The following is a 14,902-nucleotide window of genomic DNA, read 5'->3' on the forward strand; positions in this document are numbered from 1 at the left end:
CAGATGGATAGTAAAAACGAGCAATGTTTGCCGCGGCTCATCTCCTGGAACCTGACGCACCGCTGCAACCTCCCTTGCGCCCACTGTTACCCGGATGCCGGTGCAACCGGGGATGACGAACTTTCCACGGAGATGGCGAAGCGGCTGATCGATCGGATCGCCGCCTTCAGCTTCCCGATCCCGGTACTGAGCGGCGCTCCCACCGGCTCGGACCGAATCTGCCATGGCTCTCCTGCAGGCATTTCGGGATCCGTTTTCATGATGCTTCGCGACAAACCAGGCTGGTGGCGGCATCGGCGTCCTACAGCTTCAGGCCCCTGCGCCCCACCCGGGAGGATCCGCAGCGTTTCTGTCTTGGCAAGACGAAGCGTCCCAGCCTCTATGACGGCCGTCAACCCGAGGGGGAATGTCTCTGAATTTCCTGGATGAAAGAAATCCCGTATACCGGGCAGCGGGTCGAAGCCGCAGTCGCTTACCGGCCTGAGGCGCCGATAGGCAGGGGGTATACAAGAGTATCCTCAAAGAGGTGTGCACCGAACCCGATTGCCGGCAGGATGGACCCTCTGCACGGGGCACCCCCAACCGCGAGAGCGGGCACATCGCGAGAATGCCAGATCCAATGAGTGCCGCACAATCATGCAACGCCCCTGGAAGAGAGGGGAGAACTGCGATACAGCTCCCCCCCGAAGCCAGAGAACTCCCAGATCGACGACGTCTGCCGATGCCCCCAGGTCAGGAGCAAGCGCACTCGCGACGATGATCCATGCATGATCGCGGCCGACCAGATGCAGAGGGACCATGTCCGCAACGATGGCAATCGCCGGCGAGACGAGGATGCGCTCAAGAAACATGCGTGTTATCAGGATAGGCTATGCAAAACGATAACTCGAATGGGCGCTGTCGAGTCATTCGAGAAGGCGCAAGGAGACCCATTCTGGATGTCAGGATTCTCGAGGGGCAATCTCTCCTGAAGGGTCAGGGCGGTGCTTTCACCCCTTGCGATAGGGCGTGTAAGGCATCTGGAGAATCAGCCCGGAATTCTCTCCAAGCCTGAGTAGCACAAGGAATATCCTCAGCATTGGGGTATATCCCGCTGCAAGGGCGGGCGTACTTGGCAGGAGGACGCTGGATCTCCAAGATCGATTCCAAATGGAGGGTCAGCGGCCGAACCAGAGCTCCGTGGGAGGGGGAGGGAAAGATTTCAGCCGCAGCCGGAGCGGGAATCGCACTGCAGGGGAGAGGGACTGCAACGCCTTCTCCCACCAGACGATAGGCGGGAAAAACCAGCCTTGATCCTCGCACGGATTATTTAATGGCGTTATCCGCATCCCTATCAGGTCACCCGGGTGAAGAGCGGGAGCGGTCTGGAGAGCCGCGAAATGCCGCGTGGTCTTCTTCAGGGCAGTCGAATCGGCGACAAGGGGTTTCCGCATATTATCCCACCCCGGCCGTCTTCACCCTCGCCCGCGGATGAACGCGAAGTATCCGACAAGGAGCCAGGCGATCATCAGGGCCGCCGTCAGTCCCAGCATCGCCACGGGCCCGAACCGGAAGATCAGCGGCAGCGAGGCGGCTGTGAAGAGCCCGCCCCCCACGATCGGCTCGAACAAGAGCTGCTTATAGCCGAAACTCTCCACCGTCAGGGTACGGTCGTCCGGATCCGCCATCCGTGCAAGGAGCAGGCCCGTAGCGGTCATACCCATTCCCTGCCCGAAGTTCGGAATGCCCCGCTCGAACCAGTACCTGCGGATCAGTCTGGGCGAAAGGTAGAGGAACGCAAGGGTGTTCCAGGCGATTCCTGTAATGGCAAGGATGAGGAACGGAATGAAGTGCTTCTCGATGATCGCCAGCGACAGCGTGGCGACGGCGGCGAGGATAAGTATGTCGAGGGCGGTACCGGAGATCTGGTTCACCAGGGCCCGGTTCACGCGGTCTCTCAGCCCCACGCGGCCGAGCGCAATCTGCAGGACGACACCGCCGATCATGGCAAGGGGAAAGAGGGGGATGTACCGCATCAGTTCGAAGTCTGGAAAACCCGTCAGGTTCCGCGACAGCTCTTCCCCGTAGATGAGGAGCTGGAGAAGGATCCAGCCGATGGCGATTGCCAGGGCAACGATCCCCAGGTGGATGGACAGGGGCTCGACGGCGATATCGGGGTACTCTTTCTCTTCAAATGGGTTCACAGGTTTGAGTTCGATCGAGATCTCTCCCTCCTCCGGAGAGCCCCCTGCCCGGGGGACCCCTGCGATCCCCGAACGGACAGCCCAGTTCACCAGGACGATCCCGAGGACCACTCCCATGACCACCCCGACCGTTGCCAGCCCGAGGGCAAGGTCAACACCCTCCTCAAATCCCAGCGCCGTGAAGGAGGGGGATAGGCCGGCCGCGGTTCCGTGCCCGCCCTCGAAACTGATCTCGATGAGCGCTCCGGCCATCGGCGGAAGGCCGAAGATGGGTGTCAGGATCAGGAGAGAGAGGAGGATGCCACAGACATACTGCCCCCAGGCAACCACCTGCCCGTAGGTCACGACGGGCCCGGCGATGGACAGGATCTCCCGCAGGTTGGGAATCGTCTTCCCGAGAAAGAGGGTTGCAAACACCACGCTGATGAGGAGCACAGGAATCTCTGACCATACCTCCAGAACCTGTCCTGGAAGGAGACCGCCGCCGAGGGGCGCAGCCGGGCCCATGAAGTGCGTGATGATGGCGCCGAGAACCTGGGGGCCGATGAGAACGGCGAGGAGCCCGGCGACGATCGAACTCGGCAGAAAGAGAGAGCGCAGAACGCCCACCCTGTTCCGCACGAAATGGCCCAGGAGCAGCAGGAGCAGGAGCGCCACCATGGCGATAGAGACCATCGTCACTTCCATGTTCATTCCCTGCCTGCATTCCTTCGTTCGAAGCTTCTGAAGAGTCTAACTGCAATCTTCAGGATAACGTTTTCGTGTCTCCTGCAGCACTCATTCGCGCACAGCGCTGTGCGCGAATGACGCCTGAAGGTAAGTGCTATCCTCCGCGAAGAGCCTCACCTCCGGAAACTACCGGGGATCTGCCGTTGAAGAAGCATGCTCCCAGTGCATCGCAATGATCCCGGCACGGTGCTTTAGCGGCCGTTCCAGGATGGGGCGTTGCCGGTAGTCCGGGGTACCGTGCATCGAGATGCCAGATGTCCGGATACCCAAGCGTTTTCTATGCCTCTTACTATCGGAAGTTGAGCAACTGCATTCTGCATGGTGCTGCATAGTCTGTTAAAGAAGCAAAGACCTTCTCCATGATCGGGGATACAGCCGCGCCCTCCTGCCGGCGCCGTCCGGTCCAGCCTCCCGTTCCCGAGACGGGGCATGAATCCATCGTGCTTATACGTCTTAAGGAGAGATCCGGGCCTTAGAAAAAGAAGTTAAGGAGGATTGTCCTATCTCATCGATAGCTGGGGCAGTCCGCCGGATCTGTTGCTGAGGGTCCAGCAAAAACCGCCGGGAAAGAATCGGGCCGGATCTATTTAGCGTTTGGGTGACTTTTGCCATCGGAGTAACCATGGTCGGCCCGTTCCGTCTGCCAGGCAATCCCTCCACGGTCCGGGTATCCCAACGGGCGGCAGAATGAAGCTGCCGGAGCTGCCCAAAGAAACCTGTATCGGATCCTGGCACCGGTCCCGCTTCAGGCGATATCTGACATTGCCGCCATTCCTGCCTATGCAGGGGGACCCGAAACTGCATGGGGGATGTTGACGAGAGCGGGTTTATCACCGATGCGGGAAGTATGGTGGATCGATCTTCGGTGATTACCTGAAGGTGTGACAGTGATGACGTGGAGAGGAACCCCCTTTGGAATCTGGGGCGAATTCGACGATCGGGCTCCCGAGGTGCAGCGGCGGCTCCGGGAGCAGAAAGAGGCGTTCGGTATCCCGCGGAAGCCGGTGGAGACAGGCAAAGAACGCGGGTCTTCGGCGGAGGGTGGCGGGGACGTGCACGTGGATATCCGGGAGTCCCCGGATGAGATGGCGGTTGCCGTGAGCATTCCTCCGTCGCAGGAGCTGGGGCTCGCCATCCGTCTCCTCGACCGCAGGACGCTGCGTATCGAGGGCGGAAGCGGATCCGGGACGAAGGGCGATCTCCGCCAGCCGATCCGGACCGTATTCCTGCCGGCAGAGGTGACGGCGGAGGGTGCCCGCGCCCGCTTCGACGGGGGTCTGCTCGAGGTGCGCCTGAAGAAGTCCATGGACATGCGCGGAGAGATCCCTCTCGAGCACGGGCGGCCCCCACCCCGGGGATAGGGGTCGGGCAGCGGAGCTGCCTGTCCGCAGTGACAACGAGAGACCTTTCTTTTTACCTATCGGGACGCTTCGTTCCGCCCCCGCATATCCCGGCAGCATCCTCGTACAAAACAGATCGATCCGTGGACGGGACAGCCGGATATTGAAGCAGACGGCTTCGGCGGAGTACCGGAAACCGTCTGCCGGATGCCCGTAGCACTGTCGCTCCCACGCTGGCGCCATGGGTCAGATACGCAGCGGCATGGGGGGGGGTGCCGGTTACCGAAGAGGCGGGAGGGTGAACCCTCTCCTGCAGGGCCCAGAAATATTCATACCTGCGCCGGAGACGGCGGCGCGATCTGCCCGCCGGCGGGGGCGCGGCGGGTGACGTCCTGGACGATCGTGGCCGCTCCCGTCACCTCCTTCTCCTCGTTCAGGATCGGGATGCAGTGCGCCACGATCCGGAGCGGGTCCCCTCCCGTGCGCGACAGCACCATCTCCACGTTGCAGACCGGCTCCCCGTGGTAGACGGACCAGATGGTCGGGAGATCGCTGAGCGTGTAGGGTATCTTCTTGCCGTAGGTGAACGGAAGCTCGATCCGGCTCTGGAGGTCCATGCCGCGGTTCAGCGGCCTTCCCAGGATCCGTTCGGCGGCCGCGTTCGCCACCAGGATGCAGGGATTGCTGTCGGTCACAATAATGCCTTCTGGCACGTTCTCGAAAGCGGCATTCAGCAGAGATATGCAGTCTTCCACGGGATCCGAAGATCTGGATCGGGAGATCGAACGCACCTCTTCGAGCGCCCGCGAGAACCTGCCGAGCAACTCCAGAATCCGCGCATCCGAACCGGGGGATGGCGTTCCCGCCAGTTCGGACAGTTCCCGGAGGTGCAACCTCATCTCCTCGAAGAGCGCTGAGACGGCACGACCTGTCTTACCACCCTTGGTCTGTCTCATAGTATCCTGGTTTACTATCCCCCTCTCAAGCTATAAGAATCCATGCGTCGCCGGAGCGCAGCCCGGCGATCCCCTGCCCGGCAGTCCCATAAAAGCCCGGGCAAAAGAGATTCCGGATCGGATTCTTCTCGGGCCCGGCAACCATTTCCTCTGGAGAACAGCGGCTGCCGGCACCCGCCGCAGATCCCCCGGCACCAGACCCGGTGGAAACGTGTGTTCAGATGACGTCCAGGATGGACTGGATGCAGCGGAAGTATCCGTCGAGATCGCCGGGCTTGACGATGAAGCGGCTGATTCCGAGCTCCTCCAGGGGAGTGCGGTCCCCCGGATCCATTCCCGTCATCACCACGACAGGGATATGCTGCAGGCGGGCGTCTGCTCGGATCTCCCGGAGCACCTCCCAGCCGCTCTTCCGAGGGAGGTTGATGTCCATCAGGATGAGATCGGGCAGGGGAGTTCCGGAAAAATCGCCCTCCTTCTTCAGGTACGCCATCGCCTCCATGCCGTCCCGGACGACCGTGAGGGTGCACGGCACCGCCGACTCGCGGAGCGCCTCGCCGGTGAGGCGGGCAGACGCCGTGTCGTCCTCGATGAGCAGGATCTCTTTTCGCTCCATATCATTCTCCGTGGTCTGCCGCCGGCAGGGTGAAGTGGAAGGTGGAGCCCTTCCCCGGTTCGGACTCGACGCCGATGGCACCCCCGTGCCGCTCCACGATCCGCTTGCAGATGGCGAGCCCGATCCCCGTCCCCGAGTACTTCTCCCGCCCGTGGAGCCGCTGGAAGATGACGAAGATGCGGTCGAAGTACTGCGGCTCGATCCCGATCCCGTTGTCCCGCACGCTGAACCGCACCATGCTGCCGTCCCTCTCCGCCGCGATGTGGATCCGCGGGGGTTCGTCCTCCCGCCGGAACTTGATCGCGTTCGCGATCAGGTTCTGGAAGACCTGCTGGAGCTGCGTCGGGTCCGCCAGCACCGCCGGGAGCGGATCGTGCGTGACGACGGCGCCGCTCCTCTCGATGCCGGAACGGAGGTTCTGGAGAGCTGCCGCCAGCACGGCATCCGCGACGGCGACCTCGAACGGTCTGCCCCGCGATGTGACGCGGGAGTACTCCAGCAGATCGTTGATCAGCGCCTGCATCCGTCGCCCGCCGTCCACGATGTAGCGGATGAACTCGTCGGCCTCCGGGCCCATCTGCCCCTTGTACCGACGCTCCAGCAGCTGCGCGTAGCTGACGATCGCCCGCAGGGGCTCCTGCAGGTCGTGGCTGGAGACGTACGCAAACCGCTCCAGGTCCTCGTTGGACCGCTTCAGGTTCCTGGCATACTCCCGCAGCTCGGCAGCGTAGCGCTTCAGGGCCTGCTCCACTTTCTTCTGCCCGGTGACATCCTCGAGGAGCGGCAGGTAGTAGAGCAGCCGCCCTTCCCGGTCCCGCAGCACCCGAATCCAGACGCGGCCCCAGACGATCCGCCCGTCCTTCCGCACGTACTGCTTGTCCCGGGTGTACTCCTCGATCTCCCCCCGTTCCAGGCGCTGCAGCTGCTCCCGATCCTCCTGAATCTCTCCCGGGTGCGAGAAGTCGGCGAATGTCATCGCCCGCAGTTCGGCCTCCGGGTAGCCCGTGATCGCGGTGAACGCCGCGTTCGCGCGGATGAAGCGGAAGTCCGGCGCAACGATGGCAGCACCCAGCGGGGACTGGTCGAACATCCGCCGGAACAGCTCCTCGCTCTCCCGCAGCGCCTCCTCCATCTGCTTGCGCCTCGTGATGTCCCGCAGGAATACCTGGACTGCCGCCCTTCCGCCGATCCAGGTGCGGGTCCCCCGCCCGTCCACCATCGCCGTGGAGCCGTCGAGCCGGCGGATCTTCACCTCCATGGGGGGCGTCAGCACCCCTTCGAGATCCCGCGCGATCGTCTCCCGCACGACGTCCCGATAGGCGGGATCGACGATGTCCAGGATATCCTTCCCGATGATATCCCCCGGATCGGCGGCTCCCAGGTACTCCAGCCCGGGCGAGTTCACATACAGGATCTTTCCCTGCATATGGATCAGGATCACATCGGGGGAGAGCTCCACGAGCATGCGGTATTTCTCCTCGCTCTCCCGCAGCGCCTCTTCGACCTGGCGGCGCCCCCGCTCCACCCTTCTCAACTCGGCGTTCTCCCGGCGGAGAGCGGCAATCTCACCCTCCAGCTCCGCGATGCGATCGGCGATATGCTCTCCCCGCACCTCTGCGTCCGGGCGGCTGGCCGTTTTCCGTATCGATGGATTCTCCGTCACACGCAGCACCGAGGGACGTGATGAAAAACGTGGAGAGAAGATCGCCCCCTCACTACATAATACTGATCCTCCCGTTCGGGGGACGGCGGCCCGCATCCCGGTGCGCGGATGCAATGGCTTAATCTGGATGGATGAGGATAGATGGAGCTGGAGAGACTGGCCACATGGTGACTATCCCCCTTGCGCGCTGGGAGACGCGGTTCTGGGCCTGGCTGATCGATATCATCATCGTCACGATCGTCTACAGCATCGCGGCCGGGGCGCTCCGCCCCCTTGCCCCGGGGAGCGGTATATGGGACTTCCGGATCGGCGGGTTCCCGACGGCGGATATCGGGCTTCAGAGCATCGTCCTCTTCCTCTACTGGACGATCCTGGAAGGCTACCACGGGAAGTCCGTGGGCAAGATGGCGCTCAGCATCCGCATGGCCGGGCGGAGCGGGGAGGCGATCAGCTACGGCGCCGCCGCGATCGAGAGCTTCGGGAAGGCGTTTCTGCTCCCGATCGACTGCCTGATCGGCTGGCTGGCGATGCCGGGCTCCAAGCAGCGCCTCTTCAACCGCCTCTCGAACACGATCGTGATCCGGGACACGTACGAACCGCCCGCGGGCGTGGAGTACCGGGTCGAGAAGGAGTGACGGGCGGGCTGCGATCCCGCTTCAGGATCGCGGGCCGAGGAGCCCCCGCCTTGCGTCGGGAGAGGAATCGGCCCTCTGTATGACCCAATCCAATTTCACCCCGCAGAGGCATTCTTTACGCCGGGCGAGGGGCAACCGCGACGGTGCATGCAATCGGTGACGAAGTTGCGGTTGTTTGTGTCTCCCGACGAGCGGCGGATGCTGTTCGCCACGGTGGAGCGGTACAATGCAGCCTGCAACGCCGCCTCATGGGTTGCCTTTTCCGAACGCCAGTTTTCTCACATCGGCCTGCAGAAGCGGCTGTATCGCCACGTCCGGGAGACCTTCGGGCTCTCGGCGCAGATGGCCCAGCCTGCTGAACGCAAGGTTGCCGGGAGTTACCGGAGCACCAAAGAGGCGATCAGGGAGCAGAACAAGGTGCTCGCCGTTCTCGGCAAACCCAAATAGTCCCTCGCCGAGCTCTCGGTCCGGGAGCACGGGGCTATCTGCCACGGTGCCCGGGTGCTCTCTATTGGGCAGAACCGGGTGAGCATCCGGACGCTGGATGGTCGGATCAGACTCCGGTACAGCAAGCCCAAGCACTTCCCGGCGGTCGCGACCGTCAAGCCGACCGGTCTCGTCTACCGGGACGGTGCGTTCTGGCTCTACGCGGCTGTTGAGACCCCGGATGTTGAACCCGCGGAAGCCACCGAGTCTCTGGGGATCGATCTCGGCGTGGTGACGATCGCCACCACGAGCGACGGGGCAACCTTCTCCAGCGAGACCCCCGAGAGGGTGCGGCGGTACGGCCGACTCCGCGGGATCCTCCAGAAGACCGGGACCAGGTCGGCCAGGAGGAGACTGCGGCGGATCTCCGGCAGAGAGCACCGGTTTAAGACCGACACCAACCACGTCATCGGCAGAAGGCACGAAGCGGGGGATTGCTCTTGAAGACGTGAAGGGCATCCTCCTGCGGACCACGGTTACGAAGGGCCGGGGCGAGCGATACCACAAGGGGGCGTTTCACCAGCTCCGATCCTTCATCGAGTACAAGACCCGCCGGGTTGGAGTCCGGGTGATCGACGGAGCGTATACGAGCCAGCAGTGCAGTGTCTGCGGGTTCACCCACTCCGACAACCGCCCGGACCAGGCAGCGTTCCGATGCCTCGCGTGCGGGCATACCGAGAACGCCGACATCAACGCAGCCAGGAACATCGCTGCCCGGGCCGCCGTCAACCGGTCTTTTGCGGTCTGCTCCCCCGACACCGGGGAGAGGTTGAATCGCAAGCCCAGAAAGAGCATGGCACCACGCACGGTAGCATGCCCCGACTTCAGTCGGGGGTAGTTGACCGTTGCAGGGATTCTTTTGATATACCCGCGGAGTCAGGGCTGTCCGGGTCCGGGAGTGGGTTATCGTACCAGCAGGGGGGTGGGGCACAGGGGGGAGGAGGTTGCGCGACCCCCCTCCCCGCTGGATCCGCCTCCCACCTTAATGCGATAGACGTGTCTATCCCAGAGTGGCATCGCGTGAGGAGGAATCCCTCCCCATGCTCTGCCGATCCTGCGCCGCCCCGCACCGGGAGACGAGAGGAAAACCATCCTGTTATCTTGCCGTATTCTGAACGGGACGCCCGACACGAATGCAGCGCCGATCCCCCCTGTCAGGCCCTGATGACGCCCTCCCTTGACCGCCCGTAAGACCGTGCAACTAATAGCCTTCCGCGCCAAGATCACTCCGGAACTTGCATGACAGACACCGCACACGAGCAGGCGCTGCTCCTCATGGGCTGTCCGGAGGTCCCGGTCCAGATGGGTATCGGGCTCTACCTCGCGCACATGCTCCGCACGCACGACCGGGACGTGACGGTGGCCGGCAACCCCTCCGTCCTCCAGCTGCTGCGGACGTCGGATCCGGGCCGGTGCTACGTGACCCGCATGATCGACCTCGACCGCTGCATCGAGGAGATCGTGGAGAAGCGGCGGGACTACGACCTCGTCATCGTCTTCGCCCACAACGATGCCGGCATCTCGTACGCGGCGACGATGCGCCACATCTCGAACGGACGGATCATCGTGCTGATCTTCGGGAGGAACGCGGAAACGCTCGCCGGGCAGGTCGACTTCCCCTGCGAGACGATCGTGGCGGTGGCGGTCCATAACCCGATGGAGCTCAAGAAGAAGGTCGACGAGGCGTTCGGATGGCGTGCATCGAGGAGCTGAACAAGGAGGTCATCCTCTCCGGCGCCACCTTCCAGGAGTGCCGGAAGTACGTCGAGGGGCACTACGCCGAGGTCTACTACGTGGACCCCGGCTACAAGATCTTCGACAAATACATCATCGGCGTGCCGCCGATCGCCATCGGGATCGAGGGGGAGGCGATCGTCTTCCCGTTCACGAAACCCTGCTACGGGACCTACCTGCTCCGCATCCGCTCCCCGGAGGAGATCGCGAGGGTGCGGAAGAAGGGGAGAGAGAGGAGATCCTAGACAGAACCGCTGTGTGAGAGGGGATAGTATGGATAGAATGGCAATTGCTGACCTCCTCGCCGCCGTGCGGGCGAAGAGGCCGCTTCTGCACCACATCACGAACTGCGTCACGATCAACGACTGCGCCAACGTCACGCTCTGCATCGGGGCAGCGCCGGTGATGACCGTCGCGCCCGAAGAGGCGGCCGAGATGGCGGCGGCAGCCGATGCCCTCGTACTGAATATCGGAACGCTGGACGCTGTCCAGATCGAGTCCATGCTCCTCGCGGGGGCACGGGCGAACGACCGGGGGATCCCGGTCGTGCTGGATCCCGTCGGTGCCGGAGCGACCCGCCTGCGGACGCAGTCCGTCCAGCTCCTCCTGGAGCGGCTGGAGATCGCGATCCTGAAGGGCAACGCCGGGGAGATCGGGGTCGTCGCCGGCAGCGGCGGGTGTGTCCGCGGGGTCGACTCCGGGGGGGTGACGGGCGACCCCGTGGCGGTTGCGCGGGATTATGCGCGGGAGAGCGGCATCGTCGTGGCGATGACGGGGGAGACCGATGTCGTCACCGACGGGCGGCGCGTCCTCCTGGTCGAGAATGGCGATCCGATGCTGGGAAGGCTCTCCGGCACCGGGTGCATGGCCTCCTCGATCGTCGGGGCGTTCGCCACGGTCGCGGACGACCGCGTCCTCTCGTCGGCGGCGGCGCTCGCGGCCTTCGGCCGGGCGGCGGAGCGGGCGGCCCCCATGTCGAACGGACCCTACTCGTTCCGCACGGCGCTCTTCGACGAGATCTACCGTCTTGCGCCCTCCGACCTGGCAGAGCACGCGAGGGTGAGGGGTGCCGATGAACTTTGACCTCTACGTGGTCACCGACGAGGAGATCTCGCGCGGGCTCTCGCATGCGGAGATCGCCCGCCGCGCGGTGGACGGGGGTGCGGACGCGATCCAGCTCCGCGACAAGCGGATGTCGGGGCGGGCCCTGTTCGAGGCCGCGTGCGAGATCCGCTCGATCACGCGGGCGGCGGGAGCGCTCTTCATCGTCAACGACCGCCTGGACGTGGCCCTCGCCGCCGCTGCCGACGGCGTCCACCTGGGGCAGGACGATCTTCCGCTCCGCTGCGCCCGGGCGATCGCGCCCCCGCATTTCATCGTCGGGGTCTCGGTAGGCAGCGTGGACGAGGCGATCCGCGCCGAGGAGGAGGGCGCCGATTACGTGGCGCTCAGCCCCACGTTTCCCACCGGCTCCAAGGCGGACGCCGGTCCCGGACGGGGGCTGTCGACGCTGCGGGCGATACGGTCCGCCGTCTCCCTGCCCCTGATCGCGATCGGGGGCATCGGGCCCCGCAACGCGGAGGACGTGATCGACGCCGGAGCGGACGGCATCGCGGTCATCTCGGCGGTCGTCGGGCAGGACGACGTGGAAAGGGCTGCACGGGACCTGAAAGCGCTGATCGCCTCGACCAAGGCGCGGCGCCGGCGCGGCTGCATGCGGTGATCCTCCCGTTTCTGCGGCATCGGCCCGCTCCGCCTCCCCCCCTGCTCGCACCCGCGGCAGCCGATGGTTCTCTGCAGCGGAGGTCGTCCCTACCAGGTGAGGGCGGGCGCCCCGTATCCGATACCTATACATCGTTGCCCAATCACAGGTAGGAGCGATGGAGCGCGATCCCGCCCGCCGCCATGCACACGGTCCCCATGCCCCCACTGAAGGTGCGGGGCAGCAGTTCAGGACGCAACCGATAGAGGGCGTCCGGCAGGAGCCCCCGAAGACGCACGGGGCGGACGGCGGGCACCGGCACGCGCTCGCGGACTATAAGCGCCGGTTCGTCGTCTCGCTCGTCCTCACGATCCCCATTCTCGTCCTCTCCCCGACCATCCAGATGCTGTTCGGGTTCAAGGCCGATGTTCCCTATGCAGACTACATCGTACTCGCCCTCGCCTCCGTCGTCTATACTTACGGCGGCTACCCGTTCCTGCGGGGAATCGTCGATGAGCTGAAGGCGCGATTGCCGGGCATGATGACCCTGATTGCGGTCGCGATCACCGTTGCCTACGTCTACAGCGCCGCAGTGGTCTTCGGTGTACCGGGCGAGGGGTTCTTCTGGGAGCTCGCGACCCTGATCGACATCATGCTGCTCGGGCACTGGATCGAGATGCGGTCGGTGCTCGGGGCGTCCCGGGCCCTGGAGGAGCTGGTGCGGATCCTGCCGCAGGAGGCGCACCGTCTCACGGATGGCGCGACCGAGGATGTGCGGATCGAGGTGCTGGCCGTCCACGACCGCGTGCTGGTGAAGCCCGGCGAGAAGATCCCCGTCGACGGCGTGGTGATCGACGGCGAGTCCAGCGTGAACGAGGCGATGCTGACCGGGGAGTCGCGACCGGTCGCCAAACGGGCGGGAGCGGCGGTGATCGGGGGCTCGATCAACGGGGAGGGCTCGCTCGTCGTGGAGGTGCGAAAGGTGGGCGCGGATACCTACCTGAACCAGGTGATCGAGCTGGTGCGCCGGGCCCAGGAGAGCAAGTCCCGCACGCAGGACCTCGCGAACCGGGCGGCCTTCTACCTCGTGGTGATCGCTCTGTCCGTCGGCGCACTGACGTTTATCGCCTGGATGTTCCTTCTCCGGGATCCTGGATATGCCGTCGAACGGGCGGCGACGGTGATGGTGATCGCCTGCCCCCATGCGCTCGGCCTCGCCGTCCCCCTGGTGGTCGCGGTCTCGACCGCCCTCGCTGCGCAGGCAGGGTTCCTGATCCGCGAGCGGCAGGCGTTCGAGCGGGCCCGGGAGATCACGGCCGTCCTCTTCGACAAGACCGGCACCCTGACCGAGGGTCGGTTCGGGGTGACGGATATCCTGGCGTTCGGCGACCTGGACGGGAACGAGGTGCTGCGGCTGGCAGCATCCCTCGAGGCGCGGTCCGGGCACCCGATCGCGCAGGGCATCCTGCGGGCCTCCGTCGAGAGAGGGCTGGAGCTGGCAGTTCCGGAGGGGTTCCGGGCGATCCCCGGTAAAGGGGTCGAGGCATACGCTGCCGGGCGGCATCTGAGGGTCGTGAGCCCGGGCTACCTTGAAGAGGAGAAGATCGCGGTCACGGACGAGCGGGTGGAGCGGCTGCAGCGGCAGGGCAAGACGGTCGTCTTCCTGCTCGGGGATGGCAGCCTGCTCGGGGCTCTCGCACTCGCCGACATCATCCGCCGTGAGTCCCGGGAGGCGATCGCGAGGCTGAAAGAGATGGGGATCCAGTGCATGATGCTGACCGGCGATAACCGCCACGTTGCGGAATGGGTGGCCGGCGAGCTGGGGCTGGACCTGTTCTTCGCCGAGGTGCTGCCGCACGAGAAGGCGGAGAAGATCCGCGAGGTGCAGGAGGACCACGTGGTGGCGATGGTCGGCGACGGTATCAACGACGCCCCGGCGCTCGTCCAGGCGGACGTGGGGATCGCGATCGGGGCCGGCACCGATGTCGCTGTCGAGAGCGCGGATATCGTGCTGGTGCGAAACGACCCCCGCGACGCCGTGGCGATCATCGATCTCTCGAAGCGGACCTATGCCAAGATGGCGCAGAACCTCTTCTGGGCGACGGGATACAATACCATCGCCATCCCGCTCGCGGCCGGGGTGGCGAGCGGATACGGGATCGTCCTCACGCCGGCGGTCGGGGCGATCCTGATGAGCGCGAGCACTGTTCTCGTGGCGATCAACGCAAGGCTGCTGCATCGGTAGCCCTGCACTAGGGACGTCGTGGCTCGAAGGATGCACCCGATAGTAAGAATTATGTCCGATATGCTTGAGAGCGATAAAAGAGGGGGTATCCATCGCAGAGAGCAGCTAGGGAGTACTCCTTTCAGACGTCCGGATGCTGGCAGAGGGATCCAGAGAAGTTCCTCAAAGAAGAAGGCTCGATCGAGGGCACGCACTTTGGTGTGACGAAACGACAATAAGTCAGGGTTGACATGGAGGATCCACCGGCATGATCACCAGGATGAATACCATGATCTATGAATCAGATCCTCTCCGCAGGTTCCGCTGCTCGTCCGGTAAAATTCTGTAAAACCATCGCCACAGCCTGCATACGGCTACTAAGGGTGTCGAATCGTTCCCGTCGACAGCCCCGTAGCACTTTTACAAAGAACCATCCCGGGCGAAACCACAGGTTGTTCGAACCGCAGATACGGCCAGGCTCGGGGATCAGGAATACCTTTATATAGGTTCATCTGCAACGTATAAATCACAATTGTGAATCTCGATTGTGAACTGCCGGGGTGGCAGAGCGGCTGATGCGTCTGACTGCAGATCAGATCCCCGTGAGTTCAACTCTCACCCCTGGCTCTCGAGG

14 protein-coding genes and 1 tRNA gene are annotated in these 14,902 nt (G+C 64.1%); 11 read left to right on the plus strand and 4 right to left on the minus strand.

The window, feature by feature from the left end; genetic code table 11:
* Window positions 1–1,454: 1,454 nt before the first annotated feature.
* Window positions 1,455–2,876: a sodium/glutamate symporter gene (locus QMC96_02425; GenBank protein MDI6875612.1), complete on the minus strand. Its 1,422-nt coding sequence runs from the start codon at window positions 2,874–2,876 to the stop codon at window positions 1,455–1,457.
* A gap of 926 nt (window positions 2,877–3,802) precedes the next feature.
* Here QMC96_02425 and QMC96_02430 point away from each other — a divergent pair.
* A complete protein-coding gene (locus QMC96_02430; GenBank protein ID MDI6875613.1) occupies window positions 3,803–4,273 on the plus strand; it encodes an Hsp20/alpha crystallin family protein in 471 nt (156 codons plus the stop codon).
* A gap of 308 nt (window positions 4,274–4,581) precedes the next feature.
* Here the strand turns inward: QMC96_02430 and QMC96_02435 are convergent, their stop codons facing one another.
* The 3 genes from QMC96_02435 to QMC96_02445 all read right to left on the minus strand — a co-directional run bounded on the left by QMC96_02435 (window position 4,582) and on the right by QMC96_02445 (window position 7,487).
* Complete coding sequence (locus tag QMC96_02435; protein ID MDI6875614.1) at window positions 4,582–5,208, minus strand: PAS domain-containing protein; 627 nt, start codon at window positions 5,206–5,208, stop codon at window positions 4,582–4,584.
* A gap of 217 nt (window positions 5,209–5,425) precedes the next feature.
* Window positions 5,426–5,824 (minus strand): response regulator, encoded by a 399-nt coding sequence (locus tag QMC96_02440; GenBank protein MDI6875615.1) that lies wholly within the window; start codon window positions 5,822–5,824, stop codon window positions 5,426–5,428.
* 1 nt (window position 5,825) lies between these two features.
* Window positions 5,826–7,487 carry a PAS domain S-box protein gene (locus QMC96_02445; protein ID MDI6875616.1) on the minus strand — a complete coding sequence of 554 codons (1,662 nt, stop codon included), beginning with the start codon at window positions 7,485–7,487 and terminating at the stop codon, window positions 5,826–5,828.
* Between the two features lie 164 nt (window positions 7,488–7,651).
* Between QMC96_02445 and QMC96_02450 the strand changes: the two genes are divergently transcribed.
* The 10 genes from QMC96_02450 (at window position 7,652) to QMC96_02495 (ending at window position 14,895) form a co-directional block, all read left to right on the plus strand.
* On the plus strand, window positions 7,652–8,122 hold the full coding sequence (locus tag QMC96_02450; protein ID MDI6875617.1) for an RDD family protein: 471 nt from the start codon (window positions 7,652–7,654) through the stop codon (window positions 8,120–8,122).
* A gap of 156 nt (window positions 8,123–8,278) precedes the next feature.
* On the plus strand, window positions 8,279–8,569 hold the full coding sequence (locus QMC96_02455; protein ID MDI6875618.1) for a hypothetical protein: 291 nt from the start codon (window positions 8,279–8,281) through the stop codon (window positions 8,567–8,569).
* Window positions 8,570–8,623: 54 nt separating this feature from the next.
* On the plus strand, window positions 8,624–9,052 hold the full coding sequence (locus QMC96_02460; protein MDI6875619.1) for a hypothetical protein: 429 nt from the start codon (window positions 8,624–8,626) through the stop codon (window positions 9,050–9,052).
* A 4-nt stretch (window positions 9,053–9,056) separates the two neighbouring features.
* Window positions 9,057–9,446 carry a zinc ribbon domain-containing protein gene (locus QMC96_02465; protein MDI6875620.1) on the plus strand — a complete coding sequence of 130 codons (390 nt, stop codon included), beginning with the start codon at window positions 9,057–9,059 and terminating at the stop codon, window positions 9,444–9,446.
* Window positions 9,447–9,847: 401 nt separating this feature from the next.
* Entirely contained in the window at window positions 9,848–10,321 is a 474-nt protein-coding gene (locus tag QMC96_02470; protein ID MDI6875621.1) for a DUF1890 domain-containing protein, read from the plus strand.
* On the plus strand, window positions 10,300–10,587 hold the full coding sequence (locus QMC96_02475) for a DUF1894 domain-containing protein (protein MDI6875622.1): 288 nt from the start codon (window positions 10,300–10,302) through the stop codon (window positions 10,585–10,587). Before QMC96_02470 ends, QMC96_02475 begins: the two co-directional genes overlap by 22 nt.
* Before the next feature lie 28 nt (window positions 10,588–10,615).
* A complete protein-coding gene (gene thiM, locus QMC96_02480; GenBank protein ID MDI6875623.1) occupies window positions 10,616–11,425 on the plus strand; it encodes a hydroxyethylthiazole kinase in 810 nt (269 codons plus the stop codon).
* Window positions 11,415–12,065, plus strand: coding sequence for a thiamine phosphate synthase (gene thiE / locus QMC96_02485; protein ID MDI6875624.1), 651 nt, complete (start codon window positions 11,415–11,417; stop codon window positions 12,063–12,065). Before thiM ends, thiE begins: the two co-directional genes overlap by 11 nt.
* 157 nt (window positions 12,066–12,222) lie before the next feature.
* Window positions 12,223–14,289, plus strand: a complete 2,067-nt coding sequence (locus QMC96_02490) for a copper-translocating P-type ATPase (protein MDI6875625.1) — start codon at window positions 12,223–12,225, stop codon at window positions 14,287–14,289.
* Between the two features lie 533 nt (window positions 14,290–14,822).
* Window positions 14,823–14,895: transfer RNA gene (locus QMC96_02495), tRNA-Cys, on the plus strand.
* Window positions 14,896–14,902 lie beyond the last annotated feature (7 nt).

It is taken from the genome of Methanomicrobiales archaeon (assembly GCA_030019205.1).
Classification (GTDB): Archaea; Halobacteriota; Methanomicrobia; order Methanomicrobiales; family JACTUA01; genus JASEFH01.